This is a genomic window from Laceyella sacchari (genome assembly GCF_004343255.1).
Lineage (GTDB): Bacteria > Bacillota > Bacilli > Thermoactinomycetales > Thermoactinomycetaceae > Laceyella > Laceyella sacchari.
Genome location: NZ_SMDD01000001.1, coordinates 833,665 through 853,631 on the forward strand (window position 1 = coordinate 833,665; position 19,967 = coordinate 853,631).

A 19,967-nucleotide genomic window follows, 5' to 3' on the forward strand; every position below is an offset into this window, starting at 1 on the left:
TCTTATGGGCTAACTGGAGTGAACCAATTGGGAAGCTTGTTGAACATGTTGTCGAGCTTCTTGGGCGTCGAGTTCCCGCATGCGGACAAACGCGTGGATGGCTACTTCCACCTGAGTGTCATCGGGCTCTTTGGTTGTGAGTTTTTGCAACCATAAGCCGGGATATCCCAAATAGGTGAGTACGGGAACATCCCGCACGGCATTGGTCAGGCGCAACAATTCATAGGAGATGCCCAACACGGCCGGAAGCAACAACAGTCTTGTCACGATGCGATCCCACACTCCGTCGTAACTGAAGAAAGAGTACACAATCACGCCGACAATGATGCTGAGAATGATAAAGCTACTGCCACAGCGGTAATGAAGGGTAGAATATTTTTGCACATTGGTTACTGTTAATTCTTCCCCATGTTCAAAGGCGGTAATCACTTTGTGCTCCGCTCCGTGATATTGAAAGAGCCGTTTGATCATCGGGGTTTGCGAGATCAACCACAAATAGGAGAGCAACAATAAGGTTTTGATTACTCCTTCGAGCAAACTTTGGATGACCAAGTTTTGCACGAAGCGGTCAAACAAGACACTAGCCAAAAAGGCGGGAACTGCGGTGAACAATACTTTGCCAAACAGGAAGGACAGGATACCTACCAGGGTGACGCCCAAGATCATCATCCATTTGGATTGGTTTGAATTGGGCGCTTGTTCGGGATCATCTGGATCGGCATGATCCAGCTCGTATTGTTCGGTCGCGAATTGCAGGTGTTTCGCACCAGAGGCGCTGGCAGCGATGATCGCGACAATGCCCCTTAAGAAGGGAATCTTCATCAGGAAGTCAAGTGTTGGCGAGGTTTTCTTTTTGCATTCGAATAATTCGATGTTGCCGTCTTTGCGGCGAACGGCGGTTACTTGGGCGTGTTGCCCGCCAAACATCACGCCTTCGATGACGGCTTGCCCGCCGTAAGCAATGGGTTTATCTGACACGTAGGCGCACCACCTTGTTGTAATTGGCATCAAATAATGTGTATTTTATTCTAACACAATGGTTGGGGAAGTGTGAGAGGGGAGTGTGATGGAGGTGCGGATCATGCGTATGTATCGTATTATTTGAACACTGCTTCGATGGATTCCTGCTTGACAGGGTGGAAAGCGATTACCGTACGACCCGTGGACAAAACGGCAAGTTCATGGGAAAATAGATAGTTGTCTGGGCAATCATATTTAGGATAACCATCCGAGTGTACATTGGCGAAAAGCGTTGCGGGAGGTGGGCATGATGGTAAACGTCCTCGTATTGCACGGCCCGAATCTCAATCGCTTGGGCAAACGCGAGCAGGCGGTTTATGGGCGCACCACATTGGAAGATATTAATGCAGGGTTGATTAAAAAAGGGGAGGAGTGGGGCCTCCGCGTTGCTTGTTTCCAAAGCAACATGGAGGGGGAATTGATCGATCAGCTCCATCTCGCGGAAGGGAATTTTGATTACATAGTTTTTAACCCAGGTGCTTATACCCATTACAGTTATGCTTTGCGTGATGCAATTGCTGCGATTGATGTGCCGGTGATCGAAGTGCATATGACCAACATCCATGCCCGGGAATCCTTTCGGCACACTTCTGTGACGGCGCCGGTCACATGCGGGCAGATTGTGGGGTTCGGCGCGTTGAGTTATGAGCTCGCCTTGGCCGCCATCAAGGAGCTGGCGAACCGGAACATGGAAAACAAGGGGTGAAGATGTTGGAAAAACGCCTATCGAAACTGAGACAAAAACTGCAAGAGCGCGGCATTGAAGCGCTATTGGTCAGCCATCCTGTGAATCGCCGGTATTTGACCGGATTTACCGGGTCGGCCGGAGTGGTGCTGATCACGGCCACTGAACAGCTGTTGTTGACCGATTTCCGCTATGTGATCCAAGCGCAGGAACAAGCGCCGCAAATGACCTTGGTGCAACACCAAGGCATTTACCACACGGTGGGTGAGCAGTGTCGCAAGTTGGGCATCAAGGCTTTGTCTTTTGAGCAAGACCATCTGACGTTTGCCGAGTTTTTGCAGTTGAAAGAAGCTGTTGGCGACATCAAGTTGCAACCGACCAGCGGCATCGTGAAAGAATTGCGTATGGTGAAAGACGCGGATGAGTTGGCAGTGATGAGAGAAGCCGCCCGGATTGCGGATCAAGCCTTCAGCAAAATTTTGTCCGACATCAAGCCCGGTGTGCGCGAGAACGAGATTTCCTTTAAATTGGAGTTCTATATGCGAGAGTTGGGGGCAACATCTTCGTCTTTTGACATGATTGTTGCATCCGGCAAACGTTCTGCCTTGCCGCACGGAGTGGCCAGTGATAAAGTGTTAGAACTCTGCGATCTGGTGACACTAGATTTTGGGGCCTTTTATCAAGGCTATGCGTCCGACATTACCCGCACGGTCATGCTGGGGCGGCCGAGCGAGAAACAAAAAGAGATTTATGATATTGTATTGGAAGCTTGTAATCGCACGATTGCGGCGCTTCGCCCGGGGATGACTGGGAAAGAGGCGGATGCGGTCGCTCGTGATTACATCAGAGCGCATGGGTACGGCGAATTTTTCGGCCATAGCACAGGTCATGGACTCGGCATGGAAGTGCATGAGCTTCCGATGCTCTCCAGCCGTGGAGATATGGTTCTTCAGCCGAATATGGTCGTCACTGTGGAGCCGGGGATTTATCTGCCAGAGGTGGGCGGTGTCCGCATCGAAGACGATGTGGTCATCACGGAAACCGGCTGTGAAGCGCTGAACCAATCAAGTAAAGAATGGATTGTCATTGAATAAGGAAATGGAGGAAAGTAAAACATGATTAGCGTAAACGATTTTCGTACGGGTTTGACCGTTGAACTGGAAGGAGACGTTTGGCAAGTTATTGAATTCCAGCACGTAAAACCGGGTAAAGGGGCGGCGTTTGTTCGTTCCAAACTGCGCAACCTGCGCAACGGCAACATTCAAGAGCGGACCTTCCGTGCCGGGGAGAAAGTGCAAAAAGCATTGGTGGAAACCCGCCAAATGCAATACTTATACGAAAGCGGCGGCGAATACACATTCATGGACAATGAAACGTACGACCAAATCACCCTTCCAGGGGAGCGTTTGGAATATGAATTAAACTTCTTGCAAGAGAACATGAATGTGCAAATCGTTTCCTTTAAAAACGAAACGATTGGGATTCAGTTGCCAAACACGGTTGAATTGGAAGTGGTGGAAACAGAACCGGGCATCAAAGGGGATACTGCCACAGGCGGCAGCAAACCAGCAAAACTGTCCACCGGTTTCACCGTGCAAGTGCCTCTCTTCATCAATGTCGGTGACCGCCTCATTATTGACACGCGTAGCGGACAATACGTTTCCCGGGCTTAAGCCGTATGTTTTGCCTAAAACCTCTGAAGCCAGTGGCTCAGAGGTTTTACTTTCATAATAGGAGGGAATGCCATGAAAATCGTCTCAATTGAACCGACGCCGAGCCCCAACGTGATGAAATGCAATGTCGATGAAACGCTGCCCGCCGGAACGAGTTACAATGTTACCAAAGATCAAATGGCTGACGCTCCCCATTACTTACAGCGCTTGCTGGAGATCGACGGGGTGAAAAGCGTGTTTCAAGTGCTCGATTTTATCTCCATTGAACGACATCCCAAAGCGGACTGGCCCGATGTGCTGGCCCAAGTGAGGGAATTGTTGGGCGATGCGGTAATGACTACGGCACCTCAAAAGGAAGAGTCAGCAACGGATCAAGAGTCATTTGGCGAGGTTCAAGTGTTTATCCAAAAGTTGAAAGGCATCCCGATGCAAGTCAAATGCGTGAGAAATGGGGAAGAAATGCGATTTGGGCTGCCGGAACGGTTTAAAGCCGCCGTGATGCGGGCTCAGACTGCGACCAGCAACTTGGTATTTGAACGGGAGTGGGTGGAGCAACGTCCACGATACGGTGAAATGAGTGAAGTGGGAGAACAAGTCGTTGAAGAGTTGGCGGCCGCTTACGACGAAGTGCGCTTGTCGCAGATGGTGGAACGGGTGTTAAACCCAGAACAAGAACGGAAAGAACAGGCGTTGACTGCGGATGAAGTGATGCGAGCGTTTAATGACGAGAATTGGGAGAAACGGTATGCGGCGTTGGAGCAGTATGAGCCAAATGTGGATGAGCTTTATGTCTTGGATCGGGCACTCGATGATGCGAAAGCATCCATTCGCCGCTTGGCTGTGGTTTACCTTGGTTTTGTCGGAGGCAAAGCCGTGTTGCCTTATGTTATGCGGGCGTTGCGTGATGCTTCGCCAATTGTACGTCGGACAGCGGGTGACACCTTGTCAGACATTGGCGATCCAGAGGCTATTCCTGCCATGTGTGTTGCGCTGAAGGACACCAATAAATTGGTGCGTTGGCGTGCGGCGCGTTTCCTGTATGAAGTGGGAGATGAATCAGCGTTGCCGGCTCTGCGCGATGCGGTGGATGATCCCGAATTTGAGGTGCGCTTGCAGGCGCGATTGGCGCTGGAGCGGATTGAACGTGGAGAAGAAGCAAGCGGCACGGTGTGGCAACAGATGATGAAACGGATGGAAGAAGAAAAAAGGAAATAAGAGGTAACAACCTATTAACGCCGGTGCAATTGGTATTGGCATGCACCAAGGGCCCTTCCTGCACGGAAGGGCCCTTGTCCGGTCAACGGTGGTTCAATGCGTTAACTGCATTGATCAAACCGAAACCCGATTGTTTATCATAACCTTTTTTATAAATATCTTCGGCAGATTGTTTGATGATCGACTTGACTTGGGTTGGGGAAATCTGGTTTTTTCCGTGTTTGGAGATCACCAAGCCTGCGACCGCCGCTACTTTGGGCGCAGCCATGGACGTGCCCGCGTACCAAGCATAACCGTGTGTCACATTGTCGTTTTCGTCCACAATCGGCACGGTGCTGAAGCAGAGATAAGTCTGGTCATTGTTGTTTGGACCACGGTCTCCTCCAGGTGCCATCACATCGATTTTTCCGACCCCATAGTTGGAGTAATAGGTTAATTGCTTATCCTTGTTACCGGCGGATACACGAATGAGCAGATTGCTGGCCGGGTCGCGGTGGGTGGCGCCACGATTTTCTTCATCAAAAAAGCGGGTCAGGCGGCCCGGACTGGTGATGTCAGCTCCTGCGTTACCGGCGGAACCGACAACGGTGACCCCTTTCTTATGCGCGTAGGCAATCGCCTTTTTAAACAGATTCATTTCTGCGCGGATGTCGCTGGCATGGCTTGCAGGATCTTGCAAGAAGAGATAATCACCCAAACTCATATTAACCACATCATAATCTTTGTCAGCCGCATATTTCAGGGCTTCAGCGATGGTTGCCGTCGAAGCGCTGCCCTCGCGGGGGAAGACTTTGAGTGCCGCGATGCCTAGAGACGGCCCCACACCCAGGGCTTTTCCATTCGCCGCGATGGCACCAGCCACATGGCTACCATGGCCTTCATAATCTTGCGCGCTTTCTCCGGGGACGAAAGATTTGGCGTCGACGATGTTATCTTTCAAGTCAGGGTGTTCCAAATCAATGCCTGTGTCAATCACTGCTACGACCACATCTTTTTTACCTTTTCCTCCGGGAAGATTCCAGCTTGCCCCGTTTTGGGTTACTTGTTTAATGTCCCATTGATATTGGTCATAGTAACCATGGTCTCCGTCCGTCACGGCGATCTCTTTTGCTACAGCCTTTTCCATTGTGATGCTCAGTTGCCTTCCGGCATTCTCCACTTCTTGGTTGGCTTGAATCTTGCTCAAAAATTGGGGATGAGATGAAGACGCTTTCACATAGGCAAGCGCAGCATCCTTTTTAAGCACAATACCTCCTGCTTCTTGAATAATTTGTTCGGCGTTGGCAGGAAGGCTATTACCTTTGAAGTTGATGGTGTACGTTTGGCTGTGACTGTTTGCATGTGCAGGAGTGATGTTTCCGGTGATGGCAAATGCAGTGCTGGTAATGAGAGAAAGTCCGAGTGTAAACCACTTCTTCATTTAAATGCCTCCTTCAGCAAAATCATTAATATATATAACAATAGGTATATTCTGCAAACTAAACAGGAATTCCTATATAGATTTTTAATTAAATTATTTTCTGAAGTTGTTTTTATCTAGTGGGTTCAATTGGAATAGCCTATGACCAATGTTCTGAAGTTTACTCTCCATGTGCGGAGGTATTTGCCGTTTGCGAACTGAAAGGGAACAGGCGGCGGTAGCGACGGTGCACTGCTTGAAAATGGGCTTGCAACTTACCGTGAAAATAAAAGGCTATTTTTGCGAGCAAGAAGGAAAAAACAATGGCGACCAGTGGGCTGAGCAAGCGGGGAACTTCATATGTACCGATGTTAAACGGCACTGCAGCCCCAAACAGGCGTAACAATCCTGCAATCAATACAAGGGCTGCTGCCAAGGCAAACGCGGCGCTGGTTCCGCCTAAGAAGACGGTGATGACAGGACTGGTTATTCCGGCTGTCGAGAAGAAAACCATTTTCTTTAACCAAACAGAAGGTCGGGTAGGTGATTGACTGAGATAATATTCTCCGATATATCCTTTGGCCAGCTCAGCGGGAGAGCCTAAAGAGGTGAGTAATGTGTCTAGCGGCTTGCCGTGTTTAACTCCCTCGCGGAGATGACTTTCAATTTCATGGACAATTTCCTGTTGTTCAGAAGGCGGTAACGGTTTCAGATGGGTTTTTAGCCGCTGGATATAATCTTGTAGTTCTTCATTCTTCTTCATGTTGATCCCTCCATCGAAAAAATAGGTCGGGCTGATTCGTGCGCCCATGCACTGCGAGAGTGTCGCTTCTTTATTTATCCAGTCATGAGAAAAACCCTGCTTTTTGAAGCAGGGTCATCGGAAAATGAATTTTAATATTTGTAGGAAGAAAGCCGTGATGCCAGCTGCCATGAGTGGTCCCACCGGTATTCCCCGCATGAACAAGATGCCGAAAATGGAACCTATGACTAATCCGACAATCAATTGTGGATCTACTTTTAATAGGTCTAACCCTTTGCCATTCATGTAAGTGGCGAGTGCCCCTCCCAACAAGGCCAAAATGCCTGGCGTGGAGGTGAAAACCATCAGTATATCTTTGGTGTTGATCCGTCCGGAGGCAAAGGGAATCAACACCGAAAGGGTTAAAAACAGCAGGCCAAACTCTAACCCTCGCCGCTCTAAAGCGGGGAAATAGCGATCTAGATGAATCAGTTTTAATATGAGTAAAAAGCTTGCGGCGGTGGCGATCAGAGGAGATCGACCCACGATGCCAATGATGATTAGGACGACGAGTAAAATATCGGGATTCATATGGATAGCCCCTGTCCGAGGTTGTTTAGTTACACTTTATGATGGACAAGGTGGTTTTAGTCATCTTTTTCTCCAACACAGAACAGGAAGCTCATTATGATTTTAAATATTCCAACAATTTAGCTCGAGAGGAATTGAGATAACGTATCAGCCCGCAAACCTCGGCGTAAAGACTCCAACGACATCACATCATTGGGCTGGATGTTACCCAAGTTGATCGAATTACCAAGCAATTGTATGAGCTGTACCTGTTGTTTGACTTGGGGCGCTTCCCAAATCACATATTGTGTTGGGATTCGCTCCGCCAGCTTTTCCAGGTAGACGCAATCCGCATTTCCCGCTTGGTCATACACACCGATGTTTTGCCCGGACTCTCTGCTTTCCATGATTACGTAGGCAGCTCCTGCTTTGCGGTCCAACGCAAACATAGAAGCAAATTCGTCAACGGTGGGATGGTAGCCGTGCATTTTTTTCCCGATTTCGGTGATCACTTGTAAGCCCATCTGACAAGCTTGTTGAACCAAGCGGTAACGGGTATCAGCCGGGATTGTGACCGTGCCGTCCGAAATTTCGACCCAATCCAATCCCAAATCACGTACCATTTGATAATACTCAGACACTTTCCGTCGGCTATATGCGATTTCAAAAAAGGTTCCGCCAAAATAAAGATGAATGCCGTGTTGTTTACTCAAAGCGATTTTCTGTTGAAGGATTTGAGGGGGGGTAATGGTGGCTGTCCCGAAAGCGAGTTTGATGAAATCGATATATTCGCCTGTGAGCTGCAAGAGGTCTTGATAGGCGGATAAGCCCAACCCTTTGTCTATCACCATGGTGCAACCCGTTGACCGGGGTTTGGCGTTATCCGCACGCGTTCCACTCAAATCGGCAAGAACTTGCAATAGGCTTTTCACTTCCATCACGCTCTTCTCCCCCTTACGCCGTGTTCATCTTCACTCTATTTCATAATTGGCAGGAGAAGCAAGAGCTTCTTTAAGCTGGAGAGAGCGGTTTTTTGCGTATGAGTAAGCGTGAACGACCATCCTTCCCTTTGATCCGTTTGGGTGGGTGGATGATTACATTACATAGCCAGCCGATAAAGAATAAGACGACGCCCAACCCGATGAATAGCAAAAAGGGACGGTTAGCCAGAGCGCCAAATGCGGGTGGTCCCATGGCGACTCCAAAAAAACGCACGCTTCCATACAGCGACGTGACGATGCCGCGCTCCTGCATACCGACCGCTGAAGTAATCATCGTGTTTAAGCAAGGAAGAACCAATCCATTTCCAATTCCGATGAATGAAGCAGCGGTGATAAGCAGGGGGGCGTTTTTGGCCCAAGGGATGACGGCGACGGCTACCGCAGAAAGGCACAGGCCGATGGTGATCAGCCTTTTCATTTGCCGGGTATTCTCCTTTACATGCGAACCGGTAAAATAAGCCGTTCCACATAATGTTAGCAGGGGGATGGCCAGAATGAACCCCTTTTTGATGCCATCGATGCGATACGCTTTTTCCAAGAAATCGGATAGGTGAAACAATACTCCGAACATGGTAAACATCGTCAAAGCCCCGGCGATAAACGCCACACTCATCCAATTGCCTTGCCGCTTAAAAATCTTTTTAATGTGCTCACGGTATTGAGACAGTGGTTGCGGTTTCTCTTTTTTGGTAGGTTCTTTGACTAGTTTCCATAAAGCGAGTGAAGTTGGAATGCATAAGAGTGGAAAAGCGAAAAACATGGCGTACCAAGTGATCAATGCGATGAGCGAGCCCAGGATGGGACTTAGCACTTTCCCGAACGCATTGGAAGCTTCAATGATTCCCAGCGCTTTACTTCGGTTGTCTTTGGTGAATAAATCACTCACCAACACCATGGCGATGGGAGCGGTACCGGCCGCCCCTATGCCTTGCACAATGCGCGAAGCGAGCAGGAACCCGTAAGACCCCCCTCGATAAACCGCGGAGAATCCAGCCAGCAGCCCGCCGACTCCATACAGGATCAAACTGAAGATGATCACTTTCTTTCGGCCGATTCGGTCGGACAATACTCCGGCGATTGGAATAGCCAAAGCGGCGGGAATGGAAAAGAGCGTGATGAGCAAGCTCACTTGAAAGGCGTTGACATCCAACACTTTTCCTGCTGTGGGCAAAACCGGAATCAGCATGGAGTTTCCCAAAACCATGATCAACGGGATGGAACTTAATGTGATAAGGACAGCCCAGCTTGGCTTTGCCGTGGTTTGCATGTTGTTTTCTTGTGGCATCCCAAATTCACCTCATTTCAATCTGCTTCATCAGTTTGCCCTGAAAGGCCGGATGCTATTTGCCATTTATTGAATGGATTGGATCGGTCAGGCGGGTGGCACACTAGGAGCAAATCGAAGCCGCAAAGAGGTGAGTGAAAGATGTTCGAAAGCATTAAACGCGATTTGTCCTTCATCCAAGGCTTGTTGGAAGGAGATGTGAACCATCAGCACCATGTGGAGTACCGTGGATTATCACGGTTGGTTGATGTGGTGGACTTGCTGGTTGAATCCGTCGAGCAATTGGAGCGCCGGTTGTCGGAGCTGGAGGAATACGTGGAGACCATCGACGAAGACCTCAATGAACTGGAATTGCTTTGTTACGATGACGATGAGGAAGATGATGAGTGGGATCATGAGATTGAGGTGACTTGCCCTGAATGCGGTGAAGATGTCACTATCGACGAGGACGATTTGGAAGATGAAAATGTGGAACTGTTGTGCCCCAAGTGCCACACAGTTTTGGATCTTGAGGAGATCGACGAAGAAGATGTCGAAACCGTGATCAGTGAAGATTAAAAAGCGTCACGGATGCCATAAGCGCGGACAATGGACACGGAATGGCCTGCGCCTGTAGCAGTTCAAAAAAGACATAGGCAAAGATTGCATGGAAAGCGCGTGGCGTTTGTCATGAAAAAGCTCTCCCTTTCATCCATCGTTGAGAAGTCGTTCCATTCGGCAAAGGGTGTTGCACATATGTGATGAGGAAGATCCATCAATTTTTTTAAAACATACACTCGAAGTGTCCCTAAAAGAGGTGGGGCGCTTTTTTTTGTGGCTTAAAAACAGCGCGCCATTTTTGCGGCAACGGTTGGCATAAAAGATACAAGCTCACATATGAATGGGAATAAAGAGGAACCATGGGACAGGAGGTGTTCCATGCCATATCAAGCGATTTACAAAATTCTCCCCCCAGGGCTGCGCGAGGTGATTCATTCCCTGCCGCAGAGAGTGTCTGCCACCATCGAAGAAATTCGCGTTCGTCAAGGGCGACCCTTGGAAGTGATCACGCCGACCCATGCTTGGTTTGTGGACAAGGCAGGGGCATTGAGCAAAAGTCCGGATTGCGCTTGGATTCCCTCCCGCGGTGATTGTGTCAAATTGCTTAACCTGATAAGCAATCATTCACTGTATGCGTTGGAGGAAGAGCTTAAACGCGGCTTTGTCACGATCGAAGGTGGCCATCGCATCGGGTTGGCGGGAAGAGTGGTAGTGGAACAAGGCGGGGTTAAGCATCTTCGGGACATTACCAGCTTTAATATCCGCATTGCCCGACAAGTGAAAGGCGTTGGAGAGCGATGGATTTCTACCGTGTTGCACGAGGGGCGAATTGAAAATCTATTGATCGTGTCCCCACCCCAATGCGGCAAGACCACGTTGGTGCGTGATTTGGCACGTTTGGCCGGCACAGGTGGACAAGGATATCCGGCATATAAAGTGGGGATTGTGGACGAACGGTCGGAAATCGCGGGATGTTTGCATGGGGTACCACAACATGATGTCGGATTACGGACAGATGTGCTTGACGGGTGTCCCAAAGCAGAAGGGATGATGATGATGATCCGCTCCATGTCTCCTGATATTTTAGTCGTTGATGAATTGGGGCGGGCAGAAGACACGGAGGCGATTCATGAAGCGGTCTATGCGGGGGTTTCCGTCTTCGCCACGGTTCACGGGCGCTCGATTGAGGAATTGATGCACCGGCCCACGTTTGTCCCGCTACTGGGAGAAGGCGTGTTTTCGCGCATCATGATACTGAGTCGCGCACAGGGACCAGGGACGGTAGAGCGGGTGCTAGATGCGTCGGGACGGCTTCTTCACCCAAATCGGAGAGAGGTGGCTGCCGGGTGATGATGAAATTGATCGGCGGATTGTTGGTGATTTTGGCTACGAGCTGGTTGGGCTTCACTTTTGCCGGACGCGTACGCGACCGCCCCAAACAGCTGAGACAACTCCGTTCATACTTAGCCATCCTGAAAACAGAGATTGAATATGGGACAAGGCCGCTCGCTGAAGCTTGCGCTAGCATCGCTTCTCAGGAGGAAACGGCGGTGTCCCGGCTGTTTCAGGCCAGTGCCGATCAGCTGCTCAAGGGGGACGGATCTTCCACCTATGAATGTTTTAAGCGAGCCATTGAGCAAGAGTGGCAGCGAACCGCGTTACAACAAGCGGAACAAACGGTGTTGCTACAACTTTGTCAGGTGCTGGGATCATCAGACCGCCAAGACCAAGCGCATCATTTGACGATGGCCTGCAATCAATTGGAGTTGGAAGAAAACCGCGCCCGTGAAGAACAAGACCGGTATGAAAAAATGTATAAAACCATGGGGGTTTTGACGGGAGTCTTGTTGGTAATCCTCATGATTTGACCTAATTTTCAGAATGGAGGGTGCGTATGCCGTATCATCTGGATTCGGTGTTTCAGATCGCGGGCATCGGGATTATTGTCGCGATGATCCACACCGTGCTGAAACAGATGGGAAAAGAGGATTTTGCCCACTGGGTGACGCTGTTTGGCTTTGTTGTTGTCCTCTTCATGGTGGCTATGCTGGTGCAAGATTTGTTTCAAACCATAAAGAATGTGTTTCTGTTTCGTACATGATGGGAGGCGATCCGCTTGGAAATCATCCAGGTGGTGGGGCTGGGTCTCATTGCCACGTTTCTCATCCTGATCATCAAAGAACAGAAGCCGATTTTCGCTTTTCTGTTAGCGGCATTTGTGGGTGTCATCATCTTCATCTCCATTGCAGGGAAAATTGCCGAGGTGCTGGGGGTGTTGCAAAGTTTGGCTCACCAAGCGCGAGTAAACGACCTGTTTTTGGAAACGATCCTCAAAATTATCGGCATCGCCTACATCGCGGAATTCGGCGCGCAAGTGACCAGGGATGCCGGGCAAGAAGCGATCGCTTCCAAAATCGAACTGGCGGGGAAAGTGTTAATCATGGTGATGGCAATCCCGATTATCACGGTGATTATTGAGACGGTCATCCGAATTTTGCCTGCGTAAGGATGAAGATAGATGAAACGAATCGCTTGGATCTTTTCATTTCTGTGCCTTTTTCTTCTGCTGATACGCCCTTCGGTTTTTGCCGCCGAAGAAGAAAGTGGCTCTTCTGTTATTGATCAATTGGTACGAAAACAATTGAACCAAACGCAAGTGGAGCAAGTGGACACCTTTTGGAAACAGCTCAAGGGGGATTACGGTGAATATCTAGGAGGGGGACAGGGACAAAGTTTGTTTGATTTGTTACTGTCACCCAATAAAGAGTTGTCATTGGAACAGGTGCTGATGGGATTCGTCCGCTTTTTCTTTCATGAAATTTTGTACAATGGAAAGCTACTCGGCACGATTGTGGTGTTGACTGTATTGAGCATGTTGTTGAGGACATTGCAAACGGCTTTTGAGCAGAACCAGGTAAGCAAGGTGGCTTACGCCATCGTGTTCATGGTGCTGATCATCTTGGCGGCCAACAGCTTTCATGTGGCGGTTGATTCGGCTAAAACGGCAATTGGTCGCATGATCGATTTCATGCTAGCGTTGGTGCCGATGATGCTCACCCTCTTGGTGTCCATGGGCAACATCGGCTCGGTTGCTTTATTCCATCCGTTGATTGTGTTCATGATCCATACGATTGGCACATTCATCTACACCATTGTTTTTCCGTTGCTTTTTTTATCCGCCATTCTGAGCATAGTGAGTTGTCTGTCTGAGAAGTACAAGGTGAATCAATTGGCCAGTTTGTTGCGGAAAATCAGTGTGTCGGTACTGGGTGGGTTGTTGGCTATTTTCCTTGGTGTGATTTCTATCCAAGGGGCCACTGCTTCCATTGCGGACGGGGTCACGTTGCGCACAGCTAAATATATCACGGGGAATTTTATTCCGGTGATTGGTCGCACCATATCCGAAGCGGCGGATACGGTAATGGGCGCTTCTTTGCTGGTCAAAAACACGATTGGCCTGGCCGGCGTGCTGATCTTGCTGTTTATCTGTGCATTTCCCGCGTTGAAAATCTTGTCGCTCGCTTTCATTTATAATTTCACAGCGGCGGTGATGCAACCTTTGGGAAACAGTCCCATCATTGAGAGTCTGAGTACCATTGGCCGCACGCTCATATACATTTTCGCCGCTTTAGCAACCGTCGGCCTGATGTTTTTCTTGGCTATCACGATAATCGTCGCTTCGGGCAACGTCTCGGTGATGATGAGGTAGGTGACCCAAAGTGATCGAATGGATAAGCGAATGGCTCAAACAAATCATCATCTTGGTGCTGATTGCAACATTTATTGATTTGCTGTTGCCCAACAACGCCTTGGATCGCTATGTCAAGCTGGTGATGGGATTGCTGATCATCATGGCGATACTGACGCCGATTTTCCAATTGTTGTCGGAAAAATACGATTTGTCCGCGTTGGCGTTTACCCATGCGTCGCATGGAGAAAGATTGGCATCGTTGCAGCAAATTCGAGAGCAGGGAGAAAGGCTGAAAACCACGCAAGATCGCTTGATACAAGAGCAATCGTCAAAGCAAATGGAGCTGAGCATCAAGGAACAGGTGGAGCAAAAGTTTGGAGTGGAAGTGATGGAATCGAATGTGACGCTACAAACGGGACCGAAGGGGATGGCCGAAATCAAGCACATCCACGTGAGGGCTAGCGCGTCTGCCATTTCACCTCATCAGATGGGAGGCAAACCGGTTCAACCGGTGTACATTTCGGTCGGCGAAAGGGAGCCTGCTTCGCCCAAGGAGAACCAAGCGGGGAACAAGCTAGCCCAGGACATCGCCAATTACTTGTCGGATGCTTGGCATGTGCGGCAAGAACAAGTTCAGGTGACAATGGATGCATTGTAGGTGCGGGGAGGTGTAGCGTGTTGTTCAAATGGCTGAAGCAGTTGGAACAGAAATTGGCGAGCAGCGACAAGCAAAAAAGCAAGCTGGGCTGGATGGTGATCTTGGGAGGGGCCGGCGTGGCCATCATGTTGGTTTCCTCATTTGTGGGAGTCAAAGAAAGCGCCGTCCAACCGGAGCCGGAGGGGGTGATGCCCGCGACTGCGAAACCGCAAGTGAACCATCCCATGTCGTCGATGCAACAGTATGAACGGGAAGTGGAACAGCAGTTGTCGGAAGTGCTGGGCAAAATCGTCGGCGTGGATGATGTTTCAGTGATTGTCAACCTTGATTCCACGGAGGAGGAAGTGGTGCAAATCGATGAACGGCAATCGGAGCAAGTGACGACGGAACGGGATAAAACGGGAGGGAACCGTTCAATCACCCAAAACACGAGGGACAGAAAGACTGCGTATTATCGCAATGATGACGGTGAAAGGCCAGTGGTCGTGAAGAAGTTGAAACCCAAAGTCCGGGGTGTGCTGGTTGTAGCGCGCGGAGTGGAAAATCTGCAAGTCAAGGCCATCGTGATCGAGGCTGTCCAGCGCACATTGGACATTCCCATGCACCGCATTTCTGTTTTGCCAAAAGGATAAGGGGGAATTGTGCATGTCAGTGAACAAACAAACGGTTTGGTTGGTGACGATGTTATCCATCATGGTGGTACTGTCAGCTTATTATATTGTGACGGGACCTGTGGAGCCGGTTCGGCAAGCGGCCAAACAAGTGGAGCCGGCGGGTGATGTGGACGTCAATATTAAACCAATCCATCAACCAGCGTCGGCAAACAGCTCCAAGGATAAACTGAACAAGAAAGACCAAGACGATTATTTTGTCGGATACCAATTGCAACGGAGCACGTTGCGCCAGAAGATGGTAGAAGAATACATGAAAGTGCTGACCAATCCAGATGCTTCCGAAAAAGAACTGCGGGAAGCCAATGCGAAAATTGAAGAACTGATGAAAGTGGACAATGCGGAAACGGTGCTGGAAGAACTGATTCGCAAAGAGGGGTACCGTGATGCCGTGGTGGTAAGCAACAGTCCGCATGTCGATGTCGTCGTACAAACTGAGCATCTAAGCAGAAAGCAAGTGGTTGGACTGATCAGTTTGGTGAAACAACATCTCAACGTTTCTCCGCTCAATGTATCGGTCGCCTATCGCAAATAAAGTGGAAAAGAGCCGGTTTCCTTCACGGAAACCGGCTCTTAGCAATAAGGCTACATTTTCATTTGGAGGGGAAATGGGATGACTTTTTTATTATACTCGTTGGTCAAATTGAGGGGAAGATAGTTGCAAGTGAAATGTTTTACAAATGTATTAACAACATGAGATGTGGGGAAAGAGAGGGCTTTGGATTAGTATCTGGTCTTAATAGTTGATATTAGGAAAAGAAACAAGTAGGATGAATGTGTGGAGCTGTCAACTCACCCGCAAGGCTTTAAAAGGCAGAGGGTCGATGGGGCTCCGTTTATGCTCAAGGGGTGGTCAAACCACTAAAAAAACGGTATGCTATTAGCGTTATTATCATACTTGAGTATCCTTGCCAAGACAATACAAGGAGTGATAGGCAATGGCATTTAAAATGCATGAAATCCGTGAACTGATTCGGTTGATTGATGAGTCGAGCATTGAAGAATTTGAAATTGATAAAGAAGGTACAAAAGTTACCATCAAAAAATCAGGGGCTCCTGTTATGGCTGTTGCGCCACAAGCTCCGGCAAGTGTTGTTCCACAAGCTCCGGCTCCGGCGCCCGTTCAGGAAGTACCTGCGTCTCCAAAAGAGCCTCAAGTGGCAGCGCCCGCTAAAGCAGAGGAAGAGGTAGACGATGCCAATCTACATAAAATCGTTTCGCCCATGGTGGGAACCTTCTACCGCGCTCCGGCTCCGGATGCAGACCCTTATGTGAAAGAAGGCGATACGGTAAATGGGGATACGGTCGTCTGCATCGTGGAGGCGATGAAGTTGATGAATGAGATCGAAGCCGAAGTGCGTGGAACGATTGTGAAAGTTCTCGTCGAAAACGGTCAGTTGGTTGAGTTCGGCCAGCCTCTGTTCCTGGTGAAAACAACTTAGGCCAAGGGAGGAGGTTTACGCTATGTTTAATAAAATTTTAATCGCAAACCGCGGTGAGATTGCCGTTCGCATCATCCGCGCTTGCCGCGAACTGGGGATCAGCACCGTCGCCGTCTATTCAGAAGCGGATCGCGATGCGTTGCACGTGACTTTGGCGGATGAAGCGTATTGCATTGGCCCGGCGGCGGCTCGAGACAGCTATCTAAACATGACCAACCTGCTGAGCACGGCGACCTTGGTGGGAGCAGACGCCATCCACCCTGGCTATGGTTTTTTGGCGGAGAACGCCGATTTTGCGGAATTGTGTACGGCATGCAACATCACTTTCATCGGCCCTTCGCCAGAAGCGATTGTTAAGATGGGGGATAAGACCACGGCGCGCGAGACCATGAAAGAGGCGGGAGTGCCGACCGTTCCCGGGACTGAAGGCGTGATCGATGATCTGGAAGAAGCGGCCAAAACCGCGGCAGAGATCGGGTACCCTGTTATTGTGAAAGCGACAGCTGGTGGCGGCGGTAAAGGAATGCGTGTCGTTTACAACGAAGAAGAGCTTACGCGTGCAATCACCTTGGCGCAAAAGGAAGCGGAAGCCAACTTCGGAAACTCCGGTGTTTATCTGGAGAAATTTTTGGTTGAGCCCCGCCATATTGAAATTCAGGTGCTGGCTGACAATTACGGCAATGTGATTCATTTGGGTGAGCGGGATTGCTCCATCCAGCGCCGCTACCAAAAACTGATCGAAGAGGCGCCTTCTCCAGCGCTGAGTGAAGATTTGCGCTCCCGTATGGGTGAGGCAGCAGTGAAAGCGGCGGAGTCTGTACAATACTCCGGTGCGGGGACAGTCGAATTCTTGCTGGACAAAGACGGTAATTTTTATTTCATGGAGATGAACACCCGGATTCAAGTGGAACATCCGGTGACCGAGTTGATCACTGGAATCGATTTGGTCAAAGAACAGATTCGCATTGCTGCCGGAGAAAAATTAAAATGGAAACAGGAAGACATTCGTTTCGACGGTTGGTCGATTGAATGCCGGATCAATGCGGAGCGGCCGGACAAAAACTTCATGCCGTCTCCGGGTAAGATCCAATTCTACCTACCTCCGGGCGGAAATGGCGTGCGCATTGACAGCGCCTGTTACCAAGGGTATCAAATTTCCCCATTTTATGATTCGATGGTGGCCAAACTGATCGTTTGGGGGAAAGACCGGCAGGAGGCAATCGAACGTATGAACCGCGCGCTCAAAGAATTTGCGATCGATGGCGTGCACACGACCATTCCGTTCCATCTGAAGGTGTTGAACCATCCCAACTTTGTGTCAGGTGACTTCCATATCCAATTCTTGGAGAAGACTAATTTAAACGAGGAGGATCGGCATGAGTGATTTGTACCAAAACGACGCGAACCAACTTGGCAAAGTAGAGATCGCTCCAGAAGTGATTCAATTGATTTCGGGCATCGCAGCTTCCCAGGTGGACGGTGTGATCACCCTTAGCGGAGGGGTTGTTGGGGACATCAACCAACTGCTGGGACGTAAAAACCTGAAGAAAGGAATTCGCGTTGATCTGGAAGACCAACTTACGATTGACTTGGCGGTTGTGGTACAATATGGTTTCCATATTCCAGATGTGGGCCGCGAAATCCAAGAGCAAGTGAAGACGGCAGTAGAGAGCATGACCGGTTTGACAGTCGATAAAGTAATTGTTCGCGTAGATGGGATCAAGATGCCGCCGGAGAAATCCGAGTGAAAATCCTTTTACTCTTTCCCACGCGCGTAGAGTCGAGAACCATGCAAGAGACGGTGTTTCTCTGGGCAAAATACGAATGAGGCAGGCACCGCTTTGATGCGCGACGGCCGATCAAACAAGCTCGATAATATGGATGCGCAAAATTATGGGACCGGGCAGACACTGCTCGGGCTTCTTTTTGGAGGAAGGTTTTAATGAGCAGAAGAATCGCACGTGAAAGAGTGATTCAAGCATTGTACGAATGTGAGTTTCATCCCGATGAAGAGACGGATGTGATCCGGACGCGAGGTGAAAAGCTGGAACAGGAAGATCAGGCATTTTACCTCCGTCTGGCGCAAGGGGTGAGGGAGCACCAGGCTACCATTGATCCGATGATTGAACGTCATTTAAAGGAAGGCTGGTCACTCTCCCGCATCTCTTCCGTGGATCGGGCGATCATGCGGTTGGCGGTCTATGAGTTGATGCATGAAGTGGACACGCCGCGAGCCGCTATTTTAAATGAGGCGGTCGATTTGGCCAAGGCGTTTGGCGGTGTTGAATCTGGCCGTTTTGTCAACGGGGTGTTAGGGCGGTTGGTTGCTGATCTCCCTCCCCAACAGCAAGTGGACAATCAAGAGATCAACTCATAAGAGGGAGGGGTGCCCCCCCTCTCATTTTATCTTTACATCCAAGAGTGAACAGGATAAACTGAACATTAATGAGTGAAATTGCTATTAATGTTAAGAAATAAGGATGTGGATAAAATGACGGCAACCATTATCGACGGAAAAACAATCGCAAAAGAAGTGCGTAGCGAATTGAAAATCGAAGTGGCTAAATTAAAGGAAAAAGGCTTGATTCCAGGCCTTGCAGTGGTGTTGGTAGGCAATCATCCAGCATCGGAATCCTATGTGAAAGGGAAAATTCGCGCTTCTGAAGAAGTGGGAATCAACTCCCAGCTAATCCGCCGCGAATCGTCTATTTCCGAACGAGAGCTGTTGGAGCTAATCGAAACGCTCAATGCCGACCCTGCCATCCATGGGATTTTGGTACAATTGCCATTGCCAGTTCATATCAATCCGGACAAGGTGATTGCTACCATTTCTCCCGCCAAAGATGTGGATGGATTTACACCAGTCAACGTTGGCAACATGGTTATTGGCCAAGAAGCACTTTTGCCTTGCACGCCTCATGGCATCATGCATTTATTGCAACGAAGCGGCGTACCAATCGCTGGAAAGCACGCCGTTGTCGTCGGTCGGAGCAATATTGTGGGCAAACCGATCTCCCTGCTTCTCCAACGTGCTGACGCCACTGTCACCATGTGTCATTCCCGGACGGCTGATTTGGCTTCCCATACCAAGCAGGCCGATATAGTGATCGCGGCAGTAGGGCGGCCGGAGATGCTGACTGCCGAGCATGTTAAACCGGGTGCGGTAGTCATTGACGTTGGCGTTAACCGCCATGAGGGGAAACTGGTTGGTGATGTCAAGTTTGACGAAGTTAAGGAGATCGCTTCCGCCATCACTCCTGTTCCGGGCGGGGTAGGCCCGATGACGATTGCCATGTTGATGCGCAACACGGTAGAAGCGGCCAAAAGAATTGGCAAATAGGCATGGACGGTAGCCGCAGAACATGATAAGGTGAG

Annotated in this window: 24 protein-coding genes; 18 read left to right on the forward strand and 6 right to left on the reverse strand. The window is 49.5% G+C overall.

Annotated features, from left to right (window positions below; genetic code table 11):
- Positions 1-9: 9 nt before the first annotated feature.
- Complete coding sequence (locus tag EDC32_RS03970; RefSeq protein ID WP_246026878.1) at positions 10-927, reverse strand: DUF1385 domain-containing protein; 918 nt, start codon at positions 925-927, stop codon at positions 10-12.
- Between the two features lie 343 nt (positions 928-1,270).
- Here EDC32_RS03970 and aroQ point away from each other — a divergent pair, with 343 nt between their 5' ends.
- The 4 genes from aroQ (at position 1,271) to EDC32_RS03990 (ending at position 4,593) form a co-directional block, all read left to right on the forward strand.
- The gene (aroQ, locus tag EDC32_RS03975) at positions 1,271-1,726 is read left to right on the forward strand and encodes a type II 3-dehydroquinate dehydratase (protein ID WP_132220942.1); all 456 of its coding nucleotides are present in this window, start codon (positions 1,271-1,273) and stop codon (positions 1,724-1,726) included.
- Between the two features lie 2 nt (positions 1,727-1,728).
- Positions 1,729-2,799 (forward strand): M24 family metallopeptidase, encoded by a 1,071-nt coding sequence (locus EDC32_RS03980; protein ID WP_132220096.1) that lies wholly within the window; start codon positions 1,729-1,731, stop codon positions 2,797-2,799.
- 21 nt (positions 2,800-2,820) lie between these two features.
- Positions 2,821-3,378: an elongation factor P gene (efp, locus tag EDC32_RS03985; RefSeq protein WP_022736148.1), complete on the forward strand. Its 558-nt coding sequence runs from the start codon at positions 2,821-2,823 to the stop codon at positions 3,376-3,378.
- 72 nt (positions 3,379-3,450) lie between these two features.
- Positions 3,451-4,593 (forward strand): conserved virulence factor C family protein, encoded by a 1,143-nt coding sequence (locus EDC32_RS03990; RefSeq protein WP_132220097.1) that lies wholly within the window; start codon positions 3,451-3,453, stop codon positions 4,591-4,593.
- A gap of 82 nt (positions 4,594-4,675) precedes the next feature.
- Here EDC32_RS03990 and EDC32_RS03995 read toward each other — a convergent pair whose 3' ends face one another.
- From EDC32_RS03995 to EDC32_RS04015, 5 genes are all read right to left on the reverse strand, one after another.
- On the reverse strand, positions 4,676-6,013 hold the full coding sequence (locus EDC32_RS03995) for a S8 family serine peptidase (protein WP_132220098.1): 1,338 nt from the start codon (positions 6,011-6,013) through the stop codon (positions 4,676-4,678).
- A gap of 160 nt (positions 6,014-6,173) precedes the next feature.
- Positions 6,174-6,755 carry a DUF1700 domain-containing protein gene (locus EDC32_RS04000; RefSeq protein WP_158283222.1) on the reverse strand — a complete coding sequence of 194 codons (582 nt, stop codon included), beginning with the start codon at positions 6,753-6,755 and terminating at the stop codon, positions 6,174-6,176.
- A 114-nt stretch (positions 6,756-6,869) separates the two neighbouring features.
- Positions 6,870-7,325 (reverse strand): DUF441 domain-containing protein, encoded by a 456-nt coding sequence (locus EDC32_RS04005; RefSeq protein WP_132220100.1) that lies wholly within the window; start codon positions 7,323-7,325, stop codon positions 6,870-6,872.
- A gap of 119 nt (positions 7,326-7,444) precedes the next feature.
- Positions 7,445-8,242, reverse strand: a complete 798-nt coding sequence (gene comA, locus EDC32_RS04010) for a phosphosulfolactate synthase (RefSeq protein WP_246026879.1) — start codon at positions 8,240-8,242, stop codon at positions 7,445-7,447.
- Between the two features lie 73 nt (positions 8,243-8,315).
- Entirely contained in the window at positions 8,316-9,590 is a 1,275-nt protein-coding gene (locus tag EDC32_RS04015) for an MFS transporter (protein WP_246026839.1), read from the reverse strand.
- Between the two features lie 141 nt (positions 9,591-9,731).
- On the opposite strand from EDC32_RS04015, the gene EDC32_RS04020 reads away from it, so the two are divergent.
- The 14 genes from EDC32_RS04020 (at position 9,732) to folD (ending at position 19,932) form a co-directional block, all read left to right on the forward strand.
- Positions 9,732-10,148: a CD1247 N-terminal domain-containing protein gene (locus tag EDC32_RS04020; RefSeq protein ID WP_132220102.1), complete on the forward strand. Its 417-nt coding sequence runs from the start codon at positions 9,732-9,734 to the stop codon at positions 10,146-10,148.
- 360 nt (positions 10,149-10,508) lie between these two features.
- Positions 10,509-11,480: a stage III sporulation protein AA gene (spoIIIAA, locus tag EDC32_RS04025; RefSeq protein ID WP_132220103.1), complete on the forward strand. Its 972-nt coding sequence runs from the start codon at positions 10,509-10,511 to the stop codon at positions 11,478-11,480.
- Entirely contained in the window at positions 11,480-11,998 is a 519-nt protein-coding gene (gene spoIIIAB, locus EDC32_RS04030; RefSeq protein WP_246026880.1) for a stage III sporulation protein SpoIIIAB, read from the forward strand. The genes spoIIIAA and spoIIIAB overlap by 1 nt, the downstream gene beginning before the upstream one ends.
- A gap of 26 nt (positions 11,999-12,024) precedes the next feature.
- Positions 12,025-12,231 (forward strand): stage III sporulation protein AC, encoded by a 207-nt coding sequence (spoIIIAC, locus tag EDC32_RS04035; RefSeq protein ID WP_022736159.1) that lies wholly within the window; start codon positions 12,025-12,027, stop codon positions 12,229-12,231.
- A 15-nt stretch (positions 12,232-12,246) separates the two neighbouring features.
- Positions 12,247-12,636 carry a stage III sporulation protein AD gene (gene spoIIIAD / locus EDC32_RS04040; protein WP_132220105.1) on the forward strand — a complete coding sequence of 130 codons (390 nt, stop codon included), beginning with the start codon at positions 12,247-12,249 and terminating at the stop codon, positions 12,634-12,636.
- A 12-nt stretch (positions 12,637-12,648) separates the two neighbouring features.
- Entirely contained in the window at positions 12,649-13,839 is a 1,191-nt protein-coding gene (gene spoIIIAE, locus EDC32_RS04045; protein WP_132220106.1) for a stage III sporulation protein AE, read from the forward strand.
- 10 nt (positions 13,840-13,849) lie between these two features.
- Positions 13,850-14,479 (forward strand): stage III sporulation protein AF, encoded by a 630-nt coding sequence (gene spoIIIAF / locus EDC32_RS04050; protein WP_132220107.1) that lies wholly within the window; start codon positions 13,850-13,852, stop codon positions 14,477-14,479.
- A gap of 17 nt (positions 14,480-14,496) precedes the next feature.
- Positions 14,497-15,111: a stage III sporulation protein AG gene (spoIIIAG, locus tag EDC32_RS04055; protein WP_132220108.1), complete on the forward strand. Its 615-nt coding sequence runs from the start codon at positions 14,497-14,499 to the stop codon at positions 15,109-15,111.
- Positions 15,112-15,124: 13 nt separating this feature from the next.
- A complete protein-coding gene (locus EDC32_RS04060; RefSeq protein ID WP_132220109.1) occupies positions 15,125-15,685 on the forward strand; it encodes a SpoIIIAH-like family protein in 561 nt (186 codons plus the stop codon).
- Between the two features lie 403 nt (positions 15,686-16,088).
- Positions 16,089-16,592: an acetyl-CoA carboxylase biotin carboxyl carrier protein gene (gene accB / locus EDC32_RS04065; protein WP_132220110.1), complete on the forward strand. Its 504-nt coding sequence runs from the start codon at positions 16,089-16,091 to the stop codon at positions 16,590-16,592.
- A 22-nt stretch (positions 16,593-16,614) separates the two neighbouring features.
- The gene (accC, locus tag EDC32_RS04070; RefSeq protein ID WP_022736166.1) at positions 16,615-17,976 is read left to right on the forward strand and encodes an acetyl-CoA carboxylase biotin carboxylase subunit; all 1,362 of its coding nucleotides are present in this window, start codon (positions 16,615-16,617) and stop codon (positions 17,974-17,976) included.
- Positions 17,969-18,340 carry an Asp23/Gls24 family envelope stress response protein gene (locus EDC32_RS04075; RefSeq protein WP_022736167.1) on the forward strand — a complete coding sequence of 124 codons (372 nt, stop codon included), beginning with the start codon at positions 17,969-17,971 and terminating at the stop codon, positions 18,338-18,340. Before accC ends, EDC32_RS04075 begins: the two co-directional genes overlap by 8 nt.
- A gap of 194 nt (positions 18,341-18,534) precedes the next feature.
- Positions 18,535-18,969, forward strand: a complete 435-nt coding sequence (nusB, locus tag EDC32_RS04080) for a transcription antitermination factor NusB (RefSeq protein WP_022736168.1) — start codon at positions 18,535-18,537, stop codon at positions 18,967-18,969.
- 114 nt (positions 18,970-19,083) lie between these two features.
- A complete protein-coding gene (folD, locus tag EDC32_RS04085; RefSeq protein ID WP_132220111.1) occupies positions 19,084-19,932 on the forward strand; it encodes a bifunctional methylenetetrahydrofolate dehydrogenase/methenyltetrahydrofolate cyclohydrolase FolD in 849 nt (282 codons plus the stop codon).
- The last annotated feature ends 35 nt before the right edge of the window (positions 19,933-19,967 follow it).